23 protein-coding genes are annotated in these 18081 nt (G+C 60.5%); 13 read left to right on the forward strand and 10 right to left on the reverse strand.

The features are described 5' to 3' along the window. The first annotated feature begins 181 nt into the window (after positions 1-181). Positions 182-772 carry a thymidine kinase gene (locus FTO60_RS13025; protein ID WP_148056362.1) on the forward strand — a complete coding sequence of 197 codons (591 nt, stop codon included), beginning with the start codon at positions 182-184 and terminating at the stop codon, positions 770-772. A 64-nt stretch (positions 773-836) separates the two neighbouring features. On the opposite strand, the gene FTO60_RS13030 is transcribed toward FTO60_RS13025, so the two are convergent. The 4 genes from FTO60_RS13030 to FTO60_RS13045 all read right to left on the reverse strand — a co-directional run bounded on the left by FTO60_RS13030 (position 837) and on the right by FTO60_RS13045 (position 3556). Then, positions 837-1781, reverse strand: a complete 945-nt coding sequence (locus FTO60_RS13030; protein WP_148056363.1) for a D-glycerate dehydrogenase — start codon at positions 1779-1781, stop codon at positions 837-839. Continuing rightward, positions 1778-2116, reverse strand: coding sequence for a tRNA-binding protein (locus FTO60_RS13035; RefSeq protein ID WP_148056364.1), 339 nt, complete (start codon positions 2114-2116; stop codon positions 1778-1780). Before FTO60_RS13035 ends, FTO60_RS13030 begins: the two co-directional genes overlap by 4 nt. Next, entirely contained in the window at positions 2109-2924 is an 816-nt protein-coding gene (gene proC / locus FTO60_RS13040) for a pyrroline-5-carboxylate reductase (RefSeq protein WP_148056365.1), read from the reverse strand. The genes FTO60_RS13035 and proC overlap by 8 nt, the downstream gene beginning before the upstream one ends. Before the next feature lie 128 nt (positions 2925-3052). Beyond that, positions 3053-3556 (reverse strand): YbjN domain-containing protein, encoded by a 504-nt coding sequence (locus FTO60_RS13045; protein WP_148056366.1) that lies wholly within the window; start codon positions 3554-3556, stop codon positions 3053-3055. A 259-nt stretch (positions 3557-3815) separates the two neighbouring features. On the opposite strand from FTO60_RS13045, the gene FTO60_RS13050 reads away from it, so the two are divergent. Beyond that, positions 3816-4847: a M42 family metallopeptidase gene (locus tag FTO60_RS13050; protein WP_148056367.1), complete on the forward strand. Its 1032-nt coding sequence runs from the start codon at positions 3816-3818 to the stop codon at positions 4845-4847. Between the two features lie 256 nt (positions 4848-5103). On the opposite strand, the gene FTO60_RS13055 is transcribed toward FTO60_RS13050, so the two are convergent. After that, entirely contained in the window at positions 5104-5364 is a 261-nt protein-coding gene (locus tag FTO60_RS13055) for an accessory factor UbiK family protein (protein WP_148056368.1), read from the reverse strand. Positions 5365-5466: 102 nt separating this feature from the next. On the opposite strand from FTO60_RS13055, the gene lgt reads away from it, so the two are divergent. The 5 genes from lgt (at position 5467) to FTO60_RS13075 (ending at position 9665) form a co-directional block, all read left to right on the forward strand. Beyond that, the gene (lgt, locus tag FTO60_RS13060) at positions 5467-6354 is read left to right on the forward strand and encodes a prolipoprotein diacylglyceryl transferase (RefSeq protein ID WP_148056369.1); all 888 of its coding nucleotides are present in this window, start codon (positions 5467-5469) and stop codon (positions 6352-6354) included. Continuing rightward, on the forward strand, positions 6351-7409 hold the full coding sequence (locus FTO60_RS13065) for a class I SAM-dependent methyltransferase (RefSeq protein ID WP_148056370.1): 1059 nt from the start codon (positions 6351-6353) through the stop codon (positions 7407-7409). The genes lgt and FTO60_RS13065 overlap by 4 nt, the downstream gene beginning before the upstream one ends. Continuing rightward, a complete protein-coding gene (gene pgeF, locus FTO60_RS13070) occupies positions 7406-8161 on the forward strand; it encodes a peptidoglycan editing factor PgeF (RefSeq protein WP_148056371.1) in 756 nt (251 codons plus the stop codon). The genes FTO60_RS13065 and pgeF overlap by 4 nt, the downstream gene beginning before the upstream one ends. A gap of 268 nt (positions 8162-8429) precedes the next feature. Then, positions 8430-8582 carry a hypothetical protein gene (locus tag FTO60_RS17750; RefSeq protein ID WP_172623898.1) on the forward strand — a complete coding sequence of 51 codons (153 nt, stop codon included), beginning with the start codon at positions 8430-8432 and terminating at the stop codon, positions 8580-8582. Between the two features lie 285 nt (positions 8583-8867). Further along, a complete protein-coding gene (locus tag FTO60_RS13075; protein ID WP_148056372.1) occupies positions 8868-9665 on the forward strand; it encodes a Hint domain-containing protein in 798 nt (265 codons plus the stop codon). On the opposite strand, the gene FTO60_RS13080 is transcribed toward FTO60_RS13075, so the two are convergent. Then, positions 9662-10162 carry an Lrp/AsnC family transcriptional regulator gene (locus FTO60_RS13080; protein WP_148057159.1) on the reverse strand — a complete coding sequence of 167 codons (501 nt, stop codon included), beginning with the start codon at positions 10160-10162 and terminating at the stop codon, positions 9662-9664. The genes FTO60_RS13075 and FTO60_RS13080 overlap by 4 nt on opposite strands. Before the next feature lie 168 nt (positions 10163-10330). On the opposite strand from FTO60_RS13080, the gene trxB reads away from it, so the two are divergent. Beyond that, entirely contained in the window at positions 10331-11305 is a 975-nt protein-coding gene (gene trxB / locus FTO60_RS13085; protein WP_148056373.1) for a thioredoxin-disulfide reductase, read from the forward strand. Positions 11306-11509: 204 nt separating this feature from the next. Further along, positions 11510-13219: a bifunctional sulfate adenylyltransferase/adenylylsulfate kinase gene (locus FTO60_RS13090; RefSeq protein WP_148056374.1), complete on the forward strand. Its 1710-nt coding sequence runs from the start codon at positions 11510-11512 to the stop codon at positions 13217-13219. A gap of 58 nt (positions 13220-13277) precedes the next feature. Here FTO60_RS13090 and FTO60_RS13095 read toward each other — a convergent pair whose 3' ends face one another. Further along, positions 13278-13505, reverse strand: a complete 228-nt coding sequence (locus FTO60_RS13095; RefSeq protein WP_148056375.1) for a DUF1150 family protein — start codon at positions 13503-13505, stop codon at positions 13278-13280. Continuing rightward, positions 13502-13924, reverse strand: a complete 423-nt coding sequence (locus FTO60_RS13100) for an Hsp20 family protein (protein WP_148056376.1) — start codon at positions 13922-13924, stop codon at positions 13502-13504. Before FTO60_RS13100 ends, FTO60_RS13095 begins: the two co-directional genes overlap by 4 nt. A 169-nt stretch (positions 13925-14093) precedes the next feature. On the opposite strand from FTO60_RS13100, the gene FTO60_RS13105 reads away from it, so the two are divergent. The 3 genes from FTO60_RS13105 to FTO60_RS13115 all read left to right on the forward strand — a co-directional run bounded on the left by FTO60_RS13105 (position 14094) and on the right by FTO60_RS13115 (position 15937). Continuing rightward, positions 14094-14312, forward strand: a complete 219-nt coding sequence (locus FTO60_RS13105) for a YdcH family protein (protein WP_148056377.1) — start codon at positions 14094-14096, stop codon at positions 14310-14312. Positions 14313-14382: 70 nt separating this feature from the next. Continuing rightward, the gene (gene purE / locus FTO60_RS13110; RefSeq protein WP_148056378.1) at positions 14383-14871 is read left to right on the forward strand and encodes a 5-(carboxyamino)imidazole ribonucleotide mutase; all 489 of its coding nucleotides are present in this window, start codon (positions 14383-14385) and stop codon (positions 14869-14871) included. Further along, complete coding sequence (locus FTO60_RS13115; RefSeq protein ID WP_148056379.1) at positions 14864-15937, forward strand: 5-(carboxyamino)imidazole ribonucleotide synthase; 1074 nt, start codon at positions 14864-14866, stop codon at positions 15935-15937. Before purE ends, FTO60_RS13115 begins: the two co-directional genes overlap by 8 nt. On the opposite strand, the gene FTO60_RS13120 is transcribed toward FTO60_RS13115, so the two are convergent. Then, on the reverse strand, positions 15934-16683 hold the full coding sequence (locus tag FTO60_RS13120) for an alpha/beta fold hydrolase (protein WP_172623937.1): 750 nt from the start codon (positions 16681-16683) through the stop codon (positions 15934-15936). The two genes, FTO60_RS13115 and FTO60_RS13120, sit on opposite strands and share 4 nt — an antisense overlap. A gap of 78 nt (positions 16684-16761) precedes the next feature. Here FTO60_RS13120 and FTO60_RS13125 point away from each other — a divergent pair, with 78 nt between their 5' ends. Next, complete coding sequence (locus tag FTO60_RS13125; protein ID WP_148056380.1) at positions 16762-17208, forward strand: NUDIX hydrolase; 447 nt, start codon at positions 16762-16764, stop codon at positions 17206-17208. Here FTO60_RS13125 and FTO60_RS13130 read toward each other — a convergent pair. Further along, positions 17205-18038 carry a DMT family transporter gene (locus FTO60_RS13130; RefSeq protein WP_148056381.1) on the reverse strand — a complete coding sequence of 278 codons (834 nt, stop codon included), beginning with the start codon at positions 18036-18038 and terminating at the stop codon, positions 17205-17207. The two genes, FTO60_RS13125 and FTO60_RS13130, sit on opposite strands and share 4 nt — an antisense overlap. Positions 18039-18081 lie beyond the last annotated feature (43 nt).

Raw genomic sequence — 18081 nt, forward strand, 5'->3', positions numbered from 1 at the left:
AGCGTCCCCAACGCTGTAGGGTCAGGAGGCTGCACCCCATCCAAAAGGGCACACGGAATGCGTGCATTTCGGATTGCCCTGCAGCGCCTGACCCGTTTTTGTCGTTGATCTCACATAGCTGGTAACGAGTGATCTGCCGGACGGCCTTGCAAGGGGCCGATCCGGCAGGGTATTCAGGGCTATGGCCAAACTCTATTTTCACTACTCCACGATGAATGCCGGCAAATCGACAGTGCTGCTGCAGGCCTCGCACAACTATATCGAACGTGGGATGCAAACCTATCTTCTGACAGCGCAGTTCGACAATCGCGCAGGCGAAGGCAAAATCGCCAGCCGGATCGGCATTGGCAGCAAGGCGGATACATTTGGCCCCGGCGAGGATCTGTTTGCCAAGATCAAGGCACGGCTTGACGCAGGGCCCTGCCAGTGCGTTTTCATCGACGAGGCGCAGTTCCTGCAGCCCGATCAGGTCTGGCAGCTGGCGCGCGCGGTCGATGATCTGAACGTGCCGATCATGGCCTATGGCTTGCGCGTTGATTTCATGGGCGAATTATTCCCCGGCTCCGCCGCACTTCTGGCCCTGGCCGATGAAATGCGCGAGGTGCGCACGATCTGCCACTGCGGGAAAAAGGCGACGATGGTCGTGCGCAAGGACGATGCGGGCAATGTGCTTACGGGCGGCGATCAGGTGCAAATCGGTGGCAACGAAACCTATGTCAGCCTGTGCCGCCGTCACTGGCGCGCAGCCGTGGGTGATCGCGCGCCGTCCTGATCCGGTCTTCTGTTTTCAAATACCTCCGGGGGGCCGAAGGCGGGGGCAGCGCCCCCTGACCCACCTAGTTTACCGCCTGCGGCGGAGTTTCCCCGCGCGACCAGGCAATGATATTGTCCAGCGCCATTTGCCCCATCGCCTGACGGGTTTCGGCGGTGGCTGATCCAAGGTGGGGCAACAAAACGCAGTTATCCAAGGCGCGCAGGCGGGCGGGCACCTGAGGTTCGTTTTCATATACGTCCAGACCCGCCCCGGTGATCGCGCCGCGCTCCAATGCATCGACGAGCGCGGCCTCGTCCACAACCTCTCCGCGACTGATATTGACGAAAATGCCACTTGGTTTCATCGCGCCAAGGGCATCCGCGTCGATCAATTTTGTGGTTTCTGCCCCGCCAGGTGTGGTGACAACGACAAAATCCGCGCCCATGACCTCGGCCAGGGTCGCCACTTGCCGCGCCGGAAAATCGACCGCCTTTGGCGAGCGGTTGAAAAACACGACCTCCATGCCAAACCCGTAATGACAGCGCCGCGCAACGGCCTGCCCGATCCGGCCCATGCCGACGATACCGACGCTTTTGCCGGTCACATGGGTGCCCAGCAGGTTTTTCGGGCCAAACCCGCCCCAGGCACCGGACCTGACCATGCGCTCACCCTCGCCGGCGCGGCGCGCAACGGCCAAAATCAACGTCAGGCCTATATCGGCGGTCGCATCGGTCAGAACATCGGGCGTATTTGACACGGTCACACCGGCGGCGCGGGCAGCGGCGGCGTCGATATGGTTGTAACCAACGCCGAAATTTCCCAAAATCCCGCAGCGCAGATTGCCATCAAACACCGGCGCGCTGAAATCGTCACCAAGGGTCGGAAGGATCGCATCGTATTCGCGCAAGGCCTGCGCGGCGGCAGCACCGTCCAGCGCACCCCCCTCATGCACCGTCACGTCAAACATTTCGCGGGCCTGCGCAATCACGGGGGCGGCGATCTCGCGGGTGATCAACAGCTTTTTCAATGCATGCGCCCCCCGTTTGGCACAGGCCGATCCGGCCCGATTAAAACGATCTCGCCCGTGTCATCGGGCAGACCGAGCACAAGGATTTCCGACATCAGCGGCCCGATCTGGCGCGGTGGAAAGTTCACCACGGCCATGACCTGTTTGCCAATCAACCCTCCGGGCGCGTAATGGGCGGTGATCTGTGCACTGGATTTCTTGACCCCCAGATCGCCGCCAAAGTCGACCCAAAGCTTGATTGCCGGTTTGCGGGCTTCGGGGAACGGCTCGGCGCGGGTTACGACACCGACGCGGATATCAACCTTGAGGAAGTCATCAAAGCTCAGGTCATCCATTGGCCAATTCCCTGCTGCGATCTGCGGCAGCCTTGACCGCGCGCGCCAATAAAGCCGGGAAGCCCCGGGTTTCATCCATCAAAACCGCAAGTGCGGCCTGCGTCGTGCCATTGGGCGAGGTCACATTGACGCGCAACTGCGCTGGATCCTCATCGGCATCCTCGGCCAATTGCCCGGCGCCCCCCACGGTTGCCTTGGCCAAAGCCATCGCCAAATCAGCGGGCAGACCTTCGGCCACTCCCGCAGCGGCAAGCGTTTCGATCAAGTGAAAGACATAGGCCGGGCCAGACCCGGACACGGCCGTGACCGCATCAATCTGACCCTCGCTGTCAAGGCGCACAACCTGGCCAACCGCCTGCAACAGCCCGTCGGCCAGATCAAGCTGGGCAGGTGTGGTGCGCCCGTTGCCAATGATCGCCGTGATCCCGCGCCCGATGGCGGCGGGGGTGTTGGGCATGGCACGCACGATAGGGGTTTGCGCGCCCAGGATTTCCTCGAACGCCGCGATGGTAATGCCAGCCGCGACGGATACAAACACAGTCGCACCGTTGCCCAGCGCCTGAAGTGATGGCAATGCCGCGCCCATCATCTGTGGCTTGACCGCCACCAGCACCACGGCAGGATCGTCAGGCAAGCCGACATTCAGATGCACGCCCTGGGCTTGCAGCCAGTCGGTTGGTTTTGGGTCAAGCACCCAGACGGATGTTGCGGGCAACCCGTCCGACAGCCACCCCGCCAGCATCGCCGATCCCATCTTGCCGCAGCCCAGCAAGACCAACCCGCGGCGTTCGATGTCGGACATATCCATGCAAAATCCCCCTGCAAATCAGGGGGACGTTACGAAGCAATGAAAGGGGGTTCAAGGGGCCTGGCCCACGGCCCTATGACAGGGGCAGGAGTATGTGCGTGGGTCTTACCCCACGCCCGTTTTCAGGGTCAGGCCCGCCCGTAGGCTTCGGCAATCGCAATGCCCAAGGCCTCGTCAGGCGAACGATCAGCCCAGGTGGCCAACTGGAATGCCGGATAATAGCGCTCGGCGCTCAGCACCGCTGCGTTGATCATCGTGTCGATCTGGTCAGGCCCGGCAAACTGATCGCCTGCCAGCACAAGCCCATAACGATAGACCATCAGCTTTTGTTCGGCCCAATAGGTAAACGCGCCGGCCCAGCAATTGTCGTTCACCTTGTTGAGCAATTCGTAAAGCGCAGGCATCCGGTCTTCGGGCGGCTCCATCTCGAAGGTGCAGATCAGGCGCAGCGTTTCGTCATACCCTGACCATGCCAGCGTGATCGAATAGGTGCGCCACTGCCCTTCAACGGCCATCGCGATCTGGTCATCGTGAATGCGGTCGAACTCCCACGCGTGGTGTTCGGCGATATGTTCCACAAGGTCGATCGGGTGGATGTCTTCTACGTCTGTGAACTGCTCTGCGAGTGCCATTTGGTCGCCTCCTGTCCCTGCCTTATCACGTGGCTGGCCGCCTCTAGATTTGGCTTACTGCTCAAGGGAAAGCGTATCGTTGACGCCCCCTATACGAGATATGGTGGGGCCTAAGCGGCCACCTGTAAAGCAATTTCTTGGGGATAACTGGGATTAGCTGGGGGTAACCCGGCCCAAGCGCTTTTTTCGTCACGCCCCTTGCAGGGTCCGCGCGTCGGGGTCACTCTGCCCGCAAACCACATAACCCAAGGCCCCGCTCATGAACCTCGATCTGCTCAAATCCCTGTGCGAAACTCCCGGTGTGCCGGGTAACGAAGACCGCGTGCGCGACCTGATCACCCGAGAAATCAAGGGGCTCTTTGATCATGTCGAGACCGATCCGATGGGCAGTCTGCTTTGCCGTCGCGACAGCACCGCCAAAGACCCGCTCAAGGTTATGCTGCTGTGTCATATGGACGAAATCGGCTTTCTCGTCAGCCACATCGACGAAAAGGGGTTCCTTTATCTGCAACCGGTCGGCGGCTTTGATCCGCGCAACCTGTTTTCACGCCGCGTGTTGGTCTGCACTGACAAGGGTGACCTCAAGGGTGTCATGAACCCCGGTGGCAAGCCAATCCACATTTCCAGCGCCGAAGACCGCAAGAAAATCCCCGAAGTGGGCGACTTCACCGTCGATCTTGGCATGGGCAAGGCCGCCCGTGATGTCGTGAAGATCGGCGATATGGTGGTGATGGACGAACCCTTCATCGAAATGGGCGACAAGGTGGTCAGCAAGGCGCTGGACAATCGTATCGCCTGCTGGCTGGGGATCGAGGCGATCCGCCGGTTGGGCAAGAAAGGGCGCGGCGCTGAAATCCATGTAGTGTTTACCTGTCAGGAAGAAGTGGGTTTGCGCGGCGCACGCACCGCATCCCATCGCATCCAGCCCGATATCGGACTTGGTATCGACACGACGCTGGCCTGCGATACGCCCGGCGTCCCCGACAAGGATGCGACCACCATCCAGGGCAAGGGTTTCGGCCTGCACGTGCGCGACAGTTCCTTCATCGCTGACAAGGCGCTGGTGCGTGATATCGAAGTGCTCGCCGAAAAAAGGAAAATCCCGTTCCAGCGCACGATGCTGGCCGCAGGTGGCCAAGACGGTGCCGCCGCGCAACAGGCCGCGGCAGGCGCGCGCGCTGTGGGGATCGTTGTGGGCACGCGCTATATCCATACGGTCACGGAAATGATCCACAAAACCGACCTCGAGGCCGCGCTGGACATTATCGTCGCATACCTCGAACAGCTCTGACCCTTCTTGGAACTCAGCTTCTTCTGTTCAGAAAACTCCGGGGGAGTCCGCAAGGACGGGGGCAGCGCCCCCATCGACATTGCAGGGCACAGATTGCGGGATAGTTTCGTTCACAAGTTCGTCAGGTGCTGCGCGTGTGACACGGGCAAAACGGCCCTGAAGACGCCACGCCTACACTGCCGCCAACCGCATCACCCCACGTGGCACTCTGCGCAAACCTGCGGCCGAATTTGACGCAAAACAATGCGTCACCGCCCTAGGTTTTGGCCTTGGATTTGCCCTTCCCCTCAAGCGCTTCGATCCGTGCCATCAGGGCAGCGTTTTCCTCGCGGGCCTTTTGTGCCATGACGCGCACAGCGTCGAACTCTTCGCGGGTCACCAGATCCCGGTCAGCAAGCCAGCGGTCCATCATGCCCGACATGGCGTTGCTCGCCTCGTCCTTGGCCCCCTGGGCCACGCCCATCGCATTGGTCATCAACTGGCCGATATCGTCGAAAATCTTGTTACGGGTCTGCATTGGAACCTCCGGTAAAACTCCCTCATTATATGGGGTCGGTAGGCGCGATCACAAGCCGCAATACCTGTTGACATCGCCGCATCCCAATCGCAGTTAGTTGCTATGGAAACAGGTCTCCCCTTCCCCGATATTTCACCCGAGATTTTTACCATCTCGCTGTTTGGAATGACATTTGCGCTGCGCTGGTATGCGATGGCCTATATCGTCGGCATTGTGATCGGCTGGCGGATTGCCGTCGCAGCGATCAAGCGCCCGCATCTATGGCGCGACGAACGCGCACCGATGACAGCCGAACAGATCGAGGATTTGCTGACCTGGGTGATCATCGGCGTGATTGCAGGCGGGCGGTTGGGTTATGTGCTGTTTTACAAACCCGCCTATTATCTGTCGAACCCGCTGGAAATCCCGATGCTATGGCAGGGCGGCATGTCGTTTCACGGCGGCTTCCTCGGGGTCTGCCTTGCGGTGTTCCTCGTAGCGCGCAAGCACAAGGCAGCTCTGGGCGATGTGGCCAATATCCTTGCGCTGACGGCGACACCGGCGATCTTCCTCGTCCGGATCTCAAACTTTATCAACGGCGAGCTGTGGGGCCGCCCGACCGACTTGCCTTGGGGGGTGATTTTCCCCGGGGCCGCTGCGCAAACCTGCGACGGCATCACAGGTCTGTGCGCACGCCACCCTTCACAGCTTTACGAGGCCGGCCTCGAGGGGCTGATTCTTGGCGCGCTGCTGATGTGGCTTGCGTTTTCGCGTGGCTGGCTCAAACGCCAGTGGCAGTTGGCGGGCCTTTTCATGGCGGGCTACGGTGTGGCGCGGTTCCTTGTCGAATTCGTGCGCCAGCCAGACGCGCAATTCGTCGAGATGGGCAATCCGCTGGGTCTTGTGCTGCACATCAATGGCTGGGGGCTGACGATGGGGCAAACCTTGTCGCTGCCAATGGTGATCGTCGGCGCAGCAATCATCTGGGCTGTGCGCCGACGTCCTGAATGACGGCACTGGGCGACCTCCTGATTCAGCGCATCCGCGCCACGGGGCCGATCACGCTAGCCGATTTCATGACCGAATGCCTGCTTCATCCCGAACATGGCGTCTATACCACCCGCGATCCTTTGGGTGCGGCGGGCGATTTCACAACAGCGCCCGAGATCAGCCAGATGTTTGGGGAAATAGTCGGGCTTGCCCTTGCACAGGCATGGATGGATCAGGGCGCACCTAAATCTTTTGCGCTGGCCGAACTTGGCCCCGGCCGTGGCACGCTAATGGCCGACATCTTGCGCGCGACGCGCCGTGTTGCAGGGTTTCACGCCGCCGCACAGGTGCACCTGATCGAGGCATCACCAACCCTGCGCGCCGCCCAAGCCAAACTGATCCCGAACGCCACCTGGCACGATAGTATCACCAGCCTGCCGGACCTGCCACTGTTGCTGGCCGCCAACGAATTCTTTGATGCGCTCCCGATCCGCCAGTTTCATCGGCACTCGAACGGCTGGCAGGAAACAGTGGTCGGCGCGCAGGGCGACGCGCTTGCGGCCGGGCTTGCCCCGCCTGCGCCGCTTGCCAGCCTTGATCACCGGCTGGACGACACCAAAGTGGGCGATATCGTCGAAGTCTGCCCTGCGCTGCCCGCCATAACACACGACATCGGCACGCGGATCGCGCAGCACGGCGGCCTGGCTCTGATAATCGACTATGGTGACTGGCAGTCGCAGGGCGACACCCTGCAAGCCCTGCAAAACCACAAACCAACCGATCCCTTCGCCGCCCCCGGCATGGCCGACCTGACGGCGCATGTGGATTTCGCCGCGATCGCCGAAGCGGCAGCGCCCGCGGTCTTTACCCGCGTCACACCGCAGGGTGTGTTTCTGGAACGCCTCGGGATCACGCAGCGGGCCCAGGCGCTTGCACAAAACCTTGGCGCTGCGGCGCTGGAAAGCCACATCGCCGCGCATCGCCGCTTGACCCACCCCGATGCGATGGGCCACCTTTTCAAAGTGATCGGCCTTTATCCCAAAGGTGCGACACCCCCGCCCGGTTTGACGCCATGACACTGGAGATCATCACCTCGGATGCCCTCGCGCCGCTGCGCCACGGATTTTTCACGCGCAAGGGCGGCGCATCGTCGGGTGTCTTTGCCGGGCTGAACTGCGGACAGGGATCGTCGGACCAGCACGAAGCCGTGGCGATCAACCGCGCCCGCGTCGCGAAGGCCATGCAGGTTGAAAGCGATGCGCTGGTTGGGGTGCATCAAATCCATTCGGCAGATGTTGTGCATGTCACGGCACCTGGCGATGATCGCCCGCGCGCAGATGCTCTGGTAACGGCCACGCCCGGTATCGCCCTGTCAATCCTGACCGCCGATTGCCAGCCTGTGCTGTTTGCGGATGCCAGTGCCGGTGTGATCGGTGCGGCCCATGCCGGCTGGAAGGGCGCGATGAATGGCGTGCTTGAAGCAACCGTTGACGCGATGGAGCGTCTGGGGGCCAACCGTGACGCGATCACGGCGGTGATCGGCCCGTCGATCAGCCAGCGCGCCTATGAAGTCGGGCCTGAATTTCTGGACGATTTCCTGATGGACGATTCTGACAATGCCCGTTTTTTTGCCAATGGCACGGGCGACCGGATGCTGTTTGACCTGCCCGCCTTTGGCTTGCACCGCCTGCGCCGTGCCGGTGTCGGCCGCGCAGAATGGACGCGCCATTGCACCTACCACGACCCCGACAGGTTTTACAGCTATCGCCGCACGACCCATGCGCGCGAGGCCGATTACGGACGTCTGATTGCGGCGATAAGGCTGTAACTGGGGCAAGACTTGGGCCGTGCATCGCCGCGGTTTTGCCCGAATTTGCGAAACAATCCCGGGTCGATCACGCCGATTGTTGCCGGACCCGCGCAATCTGCCTTTAATTGAAGGCAAATCGGCGCAGTTCAGGATTTTGACCAATCTGTCACAAACCGCCCGAAAGTTTTTTCAGAATAATGCAGCGCGGCCAAACTGGTGCCGCTTTACATTGCCATCTTGATTGCAACGGGACAAAGGCCCGCGAGCAAACACGAGGACCGAGTAGATGAAAACGCAAAAACGCTGGATCAGCAACATGATCAAAGAGGCCGAGGCCTGCACAACCAAGATGCCGTGGGAACGTGGCCTACGCCGCGAAGCTTTCATTTCGGCACGCCGCGCCGTTGCCGCACTCGAGGCAAAACGCGCCGCCGCCTGACCAAGATAGCCCCGCATCCTGACGAGGATGCAATCCGCGCCGCCCGGTTCCCTCCCGGGCGGCGCGTTGCGTTTTGAATGCGCACAAGAATCAGAATGTGGCAGCTTCGTTCAGATTCCGGCGACAATCTTGCGAAACCTGCGCGATTGATCGCTGCATGGGGCCATTAACCAGAAATTTTTGACAACAACCCGCCACCTCCGCCACATTCGAGATAACAGCAATGTTCCTCAGATGTTGTCGGTGGGGCCGACAGATGTGTGACCAACCTTTTCAGGTGATCGCATGACCAAGACCCACCAAAGCGCCGCTGGCCTCGCGGCGCGTACCAGTTCCTCTCCGGTCGGTTATGACCGGTTCGCTCAGACAGACGGGCGACCTCAGCGCAGCCAGCCTCTAATGCGCAAATACGAGGTCGCCCATCTGGCGCGCGGCGGTGATATTCATGACTTTTCCCGCATTGCACCTGCCATTCCGGCTTTCGAAGACTCCTTTGCCGCCCTTGCGCGCGGCGCGATCATCCAGACATCGCGCGGCCCCACCGCCATCGAAGACCTGCTGCCCGGTGACGAAATCCGCACAACTGATCACGGCTTTCAAACGTTGCTGTGGCGCGGATCAACCACGCTTGTGCCAAACGCCCCGCGCCAGGCCCCCGAAATGGGCCGTCTGACGCGGATCGCTGCCGATGCCCTTGGGATTGCGCGTCCGATGCACGATCTGGTGCTTGGCCCCTGCGCGCGGCTGCACCACCGCGCCGCTGCGATCCAGCAACTGACAGGCCACCAATCGGCCTTTATCCCGGCGCGCGATTTTATCGACGGGATCAATATCATCGACGTCACCCCCTTTACACCCGTGCAGGTGTTCCAGCTTGGCTTTGCGCGCCATGAACGGTTCACCGCCAATGGTGTCGAAATCGAAAGCCAGAATCCCGGTGCGCGTCATGTGCTGAACCTGCGTGGCGAAGGTCTTGCGCTTTATCTGTCGCTATTCCCGCATATGCAGGACATTTCGGACTTTGGCCCGCTGCTGCGCCCGCGTCTTGCGCTGCGCGATCTTGATCTGTTTGACGTGGCCTAGGCCTCTTTGGCCAGCCGCGCTTCGAGCACGTCAAAGGGCACGCCGGGTTCGTCCTTGGCCCCGCGAATAACCAGCGAGGTTTTCACGCTCGCCACGTTTTCGGCCGAGGTAAGGTCTTCGGTCAGGAAGGTCTGGAAACTGCGCAGGTCGGGGGCGACACATTTCAGGATGAAATCAACCTCGCCGTTCAGCATGTGACACTCGCGCACCAACGGCCAACCCTTGCAGCGGTTCTCAAAGGCGCTGAGATCGGATTCGGCCTGACTGACCAGACCGACCATTGCAAAGACCTGCACCTCGAAGCCCAGCTCGCGCGGGTCCACATCGGCGTGATAACCGCGAATGAAGCCCTGTTCTTCCAATGTGCGCACACGGCGCAGACAGGGCGGCGCGGAAATGCCCACGCGCTTGGCCAATTCAACGTTGGTCATTCGCCCGTCCGCCTGCAATTCGGCCAAAATCATACGGTCAATTTCATCCAGCTTTTGGCCCGGCATCATTTTTCCCTCAAGGTTTTGCAATCTATACGCCAGGGCGCGGCTTTGCGCAATAATGTTTCACCACTGCGCAACATCGTTAGTCGATATGCCAAATGTCACATGGGCTTTCAACCCGTGCCGCAGGTGACTATATCCCTATGGACACAAAAGGGGAGCCGCTGGCACATGGCTGACACACGCAAAACCAAAGTTCTTATCATCGGCTCCGGCCCCGCAGGTTATACCGCAGGCGTTTACGCCAGTCGTGCGATGCTTGAACCGATCCTTGTGCAGGGCATTGAGCCGGGCGGGCAGCTGACCATGACGACTGATGTCGAAAACTGGCCCGGCGACTCCGAGGTACAAGGCCCCGACCTCATGCTGCGGATGGAAGCGCATGCCCGCGCAACCGGCACCGAAATTATCGGCGATATCATCACCTCGGTCGATTTTTCAAAACGCCCTTTCGTGGCGCAATCCGACAGCGGCACCGTTTACGTGGCCGATAGCGTGATCCTTGCCACCGGCGCGCGCGCGAAGTGGCTGGGCCTGCCGAGCGAGGCCAAATTCAAGGGCTTTGGCGTGTCGGCCTGCGCCACCTGCGATGGCTTCTTTTATCGCGGGCAGGAAATTGTCGTGGTCGGCGGCGGCAACACAGCCGTCGAAGAAGCCCTGTTCCTGACCAACTTTGCCTCAAAGGTCACGCTGGTGCATCGTCGCGACGAACTGCGCGCCGAAGCGATCCTGATCGACCGTTTGATGAAGAATCCCAAGATCGAACCACTGTGGTTTCACGAAGTCGAAGAAATTTACGGTAGCGACAACCCGCTGGGCGTGGAGGGTGTCAAGGTCAAGCATACCAAAACGGGCGAAATCACCGATATCCCCGCCAAGGGCGTATTCATTGCCATCGGCCACGCCCCTGCAAACGAATTGGTCAAGGACGTGCTGGAAACCCATATGGGCGGCTATGTTGTTACCAAACCCGACAGCACTGCCACCAGCATTCCAGGCGTCTTTGCAGCGGGCGATCTGACTGATCACAAGTATCGTCAGGCCGTCACATCCGCCGGTATGGGCTGTATGGCCGCACTCGAGGCCGAACGCTGGATGGCCGAACAAGGCCACGCGGAAACAGCGATGGTCCCCGAAGACGCATAAGGGCCAACAGGGGCGGGCAACCCACGTCTCGGCCCGCCAATCACGCGATTGCCGCTACCGTTCCTTTTGGCAACACCTGCGGGGAAAATCCGCCGACCCGCGTCCGTTGTGCGAAAAATTCGGCTGCGCGCTAGACTTTTGCCACATTGCGGGGCTAGGACGCGCGCAACGACTGTCACCCGTTCTTAGAAAGTATGTTGCACGATGCAAAATCTGGCCCCGATCCCCGAACTTTATGTGTCCTACGACAGCGCGCAAAAGCTGAAAGTCGAAGCGGGAAACCTCGCCTCGCACGATCTGACCCCGCGCCAGATTTGCGATCTTGAATTGCTGATGAATGGCGGTTTCAACCCGCTCAAGGGCTTCCTGAGCGAACAGGACTACAATGGCGTCGTCGATAACATGCGTCTGGCAGATGGCACACTTTGGCCGATGCCGATCACGCTGGATGTCACCGAGGACTTCGCCAAATCCGTGGAAACCGGCCAGGACATCGCCCTGCGCGACCAGGAAGGCGTGATCCTTGCTACCATGACCGTCACCGACAAGTGGGAACCCAACAAATCCCGCGAGGCCGAAAAGGTCTTCGGTGCCGATGACAGCACGCACCCCGCCGTCAATTATCTGCACAATCAGGCGGGCAAGATCTATCTGGGTGGCCCTGTCACCGGCATTCAGCAACCTGTGCACTACGATTTCCGCGGCTCGCGCAACACACCCAACGAATTACGCGCTTTTTTCCGCAAGATGGGCTGGCGCCGCGTTGTCGCGTTCCAAACTCGCAACCCGCTGCACCGCGCCCATCAGGAACTGACGTTCCGCGCCGCCCGCGAGGCCCAGGCCAACCTGCTGATCCACCCCGTTGTCGGCCTGACCAAGCCCGGTGACGTTGACCACTTTACCCGCGTGCGCTGCTACGAGGCGGTTCTGGATAAATATCCGGCCTCGACCACCTCGATGTCGCTACTCAACCTTGCGATGCGCATGGCTGGCCCGCGCGAGGCCGTATGGCACGGTCTGATCCGCGCCAATCACGGCTGTACTCACTTTATCGTCGGGCGCGATCACGCCGGCCCGGGCAAAAACGCGGCAGGCGAAGATTTCTATGGCCCCTATGACGCGCAGGATTTGTTCCGCGAGCACCAGGAAGAAATGGGCATCGAAATGGTCGATTTCAAACATATGGTCTGGGTGCAGGAACGTGCCCAATACGAACCGATGGATGAAATCAAGGACAAGGACGCCGTCACGATCCTGAACATTTCCGGCACCGAACTGCGTCGCCGCCTGTCCGAGGGTCTGGAAATCCCCGAATGGTTTTCCTTCCCCGAGGTTGTCAAGGAATTGCGCCGCACCAAGCCGCCCCGTTCCAACCAGGGCTTTACCGTGTTTTTCACCGGCTTTTCCGGCTCGGGCAAATCCACCATCGCAAACGCCTTGATGGTGAAACTGATGGAAATGGGTGGTCGTCCAGTGACGCTGCTGGATGGGGATATCGTGCGCAAGAACCTCAGCTCTGAACTGGGGTTCAGCAAGGAACACCGCGATCTCAACATCCGCCGGATCGGTTATGTTGCCTCAGAAATCACGAAAAACGGTGGCATTGCCATCTGCGCGCCCATCGCGCCCTATGCCACGACACGGCGCGCCGTGCGCGAAGATATCGAGGCCTTTGGTGCCTTTATCGAGGTCCACGTAGCCACCAGCATCGAAGAATGCGAACGCCGCGACCGCAAAGGGCTTTATAAGTTGGCGCGCGAGGGCAAGATCAAGGAATTTACCGGGATTTCAGACCCTTACGATGTTCCTGCCGATCCAGAATTGCGTGTGGAAACCGAAGGCACCGATGTGGACAACTGCGCGCATCAGGTCATCTTGAAGCTGGAAAGCTTGGGGCTGATCGCGGGCAACTAAGGCACGCCTCACCAGCGAGAAAACGAAAACGCCGACCCTGCAGGGTCGGCGTTTTGCGTTAGTGAAGTGTCATTGGGGACATGTCGTTTTCAAGTGCCAGTGCGAAGGCAAGCCGCCGGTTGGCGACCAGCGCCAGTTGTTCCCCGTCGCTGTTATGCACGGCGAACAGCTGCTTCATGTCACCCGCCTGCTCGCGCACCTCGTCGGGCAGGTCAGACACGGCAACGGGTTTCACGTAAACAAGCCGATCATCGGCGTGGTCTGCCAGTTTGTATTCGGTATTCATGATTTCGCTCCTTTCGTGATCTTGATCGTCTGCACGATTGAATCGGGCACCGCACGGGTCAGATCAACGTGCAGCAGGCCGTTTTCCATCACCGCCTCGCCCACATCGACACCATCGGCCAATACGAATGATTTTTGGAACCGTCGCGTTGCGATGCCGCGGTGCAGAAACACGCGATCATCCGCATCGTCGCCCTGACGACCACGGATCACCAGTTGATTGTCCTCGACCGTGATCGCCAGATCATCGTCGGCGAAACCGGCGACGGCCAGCGAAATCCGATAAGAATTTTCCGATGTTTGTTCAATATTATAAGGGGGGTAGCCGTCATTTCCCGTCTTGGCGGTGCGTTCCACCAACCGTTCAAGCTGTTCAAACCCAAGTAGGAACGGATGCGTCCCCAACGTCAATTTTGTCATACGACACGTCCTTTTCAAAGCGACAGTCATCTGTGGCCCCGCAAATGCGGCAACCGATTATTAAAAATATGGGGTTATGCGGGCAGGGATGCAAGTGGCAGGGCTATGCGCAGCCCGCAGAAACCCATATAATATAATCAAGAATGACAAACCCCACAGGCCCGCACGTATGAACACATCGTCCCGAATGGAGCAGATCGACGTGCTGCGCTATGAGCTTGAGGTGATGCGCCAGGAACATCGCGATCTTGATGATGCGATTCACGCCCTTCAGGAACGTGGCAGCGCCGATATGCTGACCATGAAGCGGCTGAAGAAACAAAAACTTGCGCTCAAGGACAAGATTGTCCAGCTCGAGGATCGGATAACCCCCGATATCATCGCCTGACACATTGCGCTGACCGACCCGCTGGCTATAGTGCCGTTTCCTTATTTGGTTGGGCCGAAGGGGCCGTTGCATGACTGAAATTCCTGTCGGTATCATCATGGGCAGCCAGTCTGACTGGCCCACAATGCGCGAAGCCGCCGAAGTGCTGGACCAGCTTGGCATCGCCTACGAGACCAGGATCGTGTCGGCCCACCGCACGCCTGACCGGCTGTGGGCCTATGGGCGCGACGCGGTTGAGCGCGGTCTGCAAGTGATCATCGCGGGCGCTGGCGGGGCAGCGCATCTGCCCGGCATGATGGCCTCGAAAACCCGCATTCCCGTGATCGGCGTGCCGGTACAGACCAAAGCCTTGTCGGGTGTTGATTCGCTGTATTCGATCGTGCAGATGCCCAAGGGTTACCCCGTAGCGACAATGGCAATCGGAGCCCCCGGTGCGGCAAATGCAGGCCTTATGGCCGCCGGAATTCTGGCACTGCATGACAGCGAACTGGCCCAGCGCCTTGATGCCTGGCGCACCACGCTGTCCGATTCAATTCCGGATGCCCCGAGTAATGACTGATCCACTGACCACCGGCGCGACAATCGGCATTCTTGGCGGCGGTCAATTGGGGCGGATGCTGTCCGTTGCCGCCAGCCGCCTCGGGCTGCGCACCCATATATTCGAACCGGGCGCCAACCCGCCCGCCGCCGATGTAGCCCATGCCGTCACAACCGCCAGCTACGACGACGACGGCGCGCTGCGCGCCTTCGCCGCGGGCGTCGACGTGATTACCTATGAATTTGAAAACATCCCCACCGCAGCGCTGGATATCCTTGAGGAACACTGCCCGATCCGGCCCGGACGCGCGGCCCTTGCGACCTCGCAAGACCGCTTGACTGAAAAAGAGTTTCTGCAAGGCCTCGGGCTGAAGGTCGCGCCCTTTGCCAAGGTCGAAAACGCGGCTGACCTTGACGCCGGGCTTGCCGATATCGGCACGCCCGCGATCCTGAAAACGCGCCGCTTTGGCTATGATGGCAAGGGGCAGGCGCGGATCATGGACAGGCGCGATGCCGCAGCGGCGCTGGCAGACATGGCTGGCGCACCAGCGGTGCTGGAAGGGTTCGTCGATTTCAACGTTGAGGTGTCGGTGATCGGCGCGCGCGGCGCTGACGGAGCGGTGGCCTGCTTTGATCCGGGCGAAAACATCCACCGTGACGGCATCCTGCACAGCACGACCGTGCCCGCCACCCTTTCGCCGAGCCAGCGCACCGATGCGGTGCTGATTGCGGCGCGTATCCTCAATGCGTTGGACTATATCGGCGTGATGGGGGTTGAGCTGTTCGTGACCCGCGACGGTCTGATCGTCAACGAGATCGCCCCGCGCGTGCACAATTCCGGCCACTGGACCCAAAACGGCTGTTTGATCGACCAGTTTGAACAGCATATTCGCGCCGTGGCAGGCTGGCCCCTTGGTGATGGCGGCCGCCATTCAAACGTGGTGATGGAAAACCTGATCGGCGATGATATGGACCGCGTGCCAGCGATTGCCGCGACAAACACCGCGCTGCATCTTTACGGCAAATCCGAGGTCAAAAAGGGCCGCAAGATGGGACATCTCAACAGGATCACCGGACCCTGTACCTAGTTCCCCTGGCCAAACAAAAGATCGGTCATTTGCAGCGACGGATCAAAGCGCCCGTTGCGCAGGAATTCCAGCACTTCGGCAATCACAAGCGGGTTGTTCATCATGAATGTATGGGTCACGGGCAGCACAAGATGGTCGGCCATCCCCGGCAGGCGCGTCGATTCAACCGACACCTTGCCATCATCGGGCCCATCGATAATGCTGGAAAACACCGGATTCAGCGACCGGTTTCCGGCAATGATTCCAACCTCGTAGCCCGGCAGGTCAAGCCGGTTGGGCAGGCTGCTGTCTTCGGTGCCCAACTGAAGACCGGCGGGGCCATTGGCCCATTCAAACGCTTCGTATTCGCCAAATGTGTCAACCAGTTCCGAGCCCTGATTGGGTGGCCCAAGCATGACGACGCGGCCCATATCGGCGGGACGGTTGGATTGCAGATAGGCGCGCACCAGTATCCCACCCATCGAATGGGTCACAAAATGCACCCGCGCATCGCCACAGGCCGCCACATCCGCAGGCAAATTATCCGCGACCAGCGATTGCACCGTGGCCGTCGTCGATGGATAGCCCGAGTTGACGACCTTGTAACCCTGAAGCTCCAGCACCTCGGCCAGCGGCAGGAACGACGCTTCACTGCGCGCCAGCCCGTGCAGCAGGACCACACATTCCTGCTCGGCCGGAAATACATCCTCGGCGCGGGACGCAAAAGGCGCAAGTATCAGCGCAAGGGTCAAGAACAAGCGAGTCATTTCGGACATATAGTGCGGCCTTTGGCGCAGGGTAAGGTCAGGGTTGCCTGACTTCGCGTGTTTCGCCAAAGTTGCGCAATGTCCCGCCCAGTCCGCCTTGCCACCCGCGCGATCCTGATGCGCGAAAACCGGCTCCTGCTGGTAAACGCCTATAAGGGGCGCGGCGATCTATGGTGCGCCCCCGGGGGCGGGGCCGAACTGCACCAAAGCTTGCCCGACAATCTGGCGCGCGAAGTATTCGAGGAAACCGGGCTGCGGATTGCCGTCGGTCTACCGTGCCTTTTGAACGAATTTCATGACCCTGACGGCGATTTCCATCAGGTCGATGTGTATTTTCGCAGCACGCTGGTCAGCGGTGCCTTGGATGATACATGGCAAGACCCCGAAGGAATCGTGACACAGCGCCGTTGGGTGACGCGCGGCGAACTGGCACGCTTGCATGTCAAACCCGACAGCCTTGCCGCAGTTGCGTGGCAGGATGCGGACGCGCCAGTTTACGACCCGCTGGAACCGATAGTGCATTAGGCGCGGCGCGGCAAAAGTGAGATCGCGATGCCGCCAATGACTAGCACTCCGGCGACACCCAAGCGCGCTGTCACCGGCTCCGCCAACAGCAAGACGCCCGCAGCGATCGCGATGATCGGCACACTTAGCTGCGCAACGGCTGCGCGGGTCGCGCCCAGCCCGGGTATCAGCGCATACCAAAGCGCATATCCCAACCCCGATGTGATCGCGCCCGACATGACCGCCAAGGTCACGCCATACCCCGTTGCCCCCACCGACTGCCACATCAGCGGCGCGGCAACGAACGGCAGGGCCAACAGGAAATTCGCCGCCGTGGCCACCAATGGGTCCGTGGCCGCCCGCCCGTTCAACGAATAAATCCCCCAGCCCAAGGCCGCCGCGGCCATCCACGCACCGCCCCAAAGATCAACCGCTGCGCCGCCCGAGGGCCAGAACAGCACGCAAAGACCCCCAAGCGCGACAGCCGCCCCGACCCAGCGCAACACGGGCACAGATGCGCCACCGATGATGGCGCCCACAAACATCGTGACCTGGACGCCGCCGAACAGGATCAACGCGCCCAAGCCCGCATCAAGCGTGCGATAAGCCAGCGAGAACCCCAGCATGTAAAGGGCCAGTGACACCGCCCCGATCAGCGTGGCGCGGCTGACAACCTGAGCCCGCACGCCGCGCCGCCCGATCAATACCCACAAGACGATAACCCCGGCCATGACACGGAGCGCGGCAAAGGCCAGCGGATCGGTCCCGCCATCCAGCAGCGCAAGGCGGTTCAAAACCGAATTGGCCGCAAAGGCAAGCATGGCAATGGCGGTGAGGAAGAAAAGGCGCATGTCACCTCATCGCGGGTTTGGCCGTAAAGGGCCAGTAGCGGGA

This window comes from Octadecabacter sp. SW4, from assembly GCF_008065155.1.
GTDB lineage: Bacteria > Pseudomonadota > Alphaproteobacteria > Rhodobacterales > Rhodobacteraceae > SW4.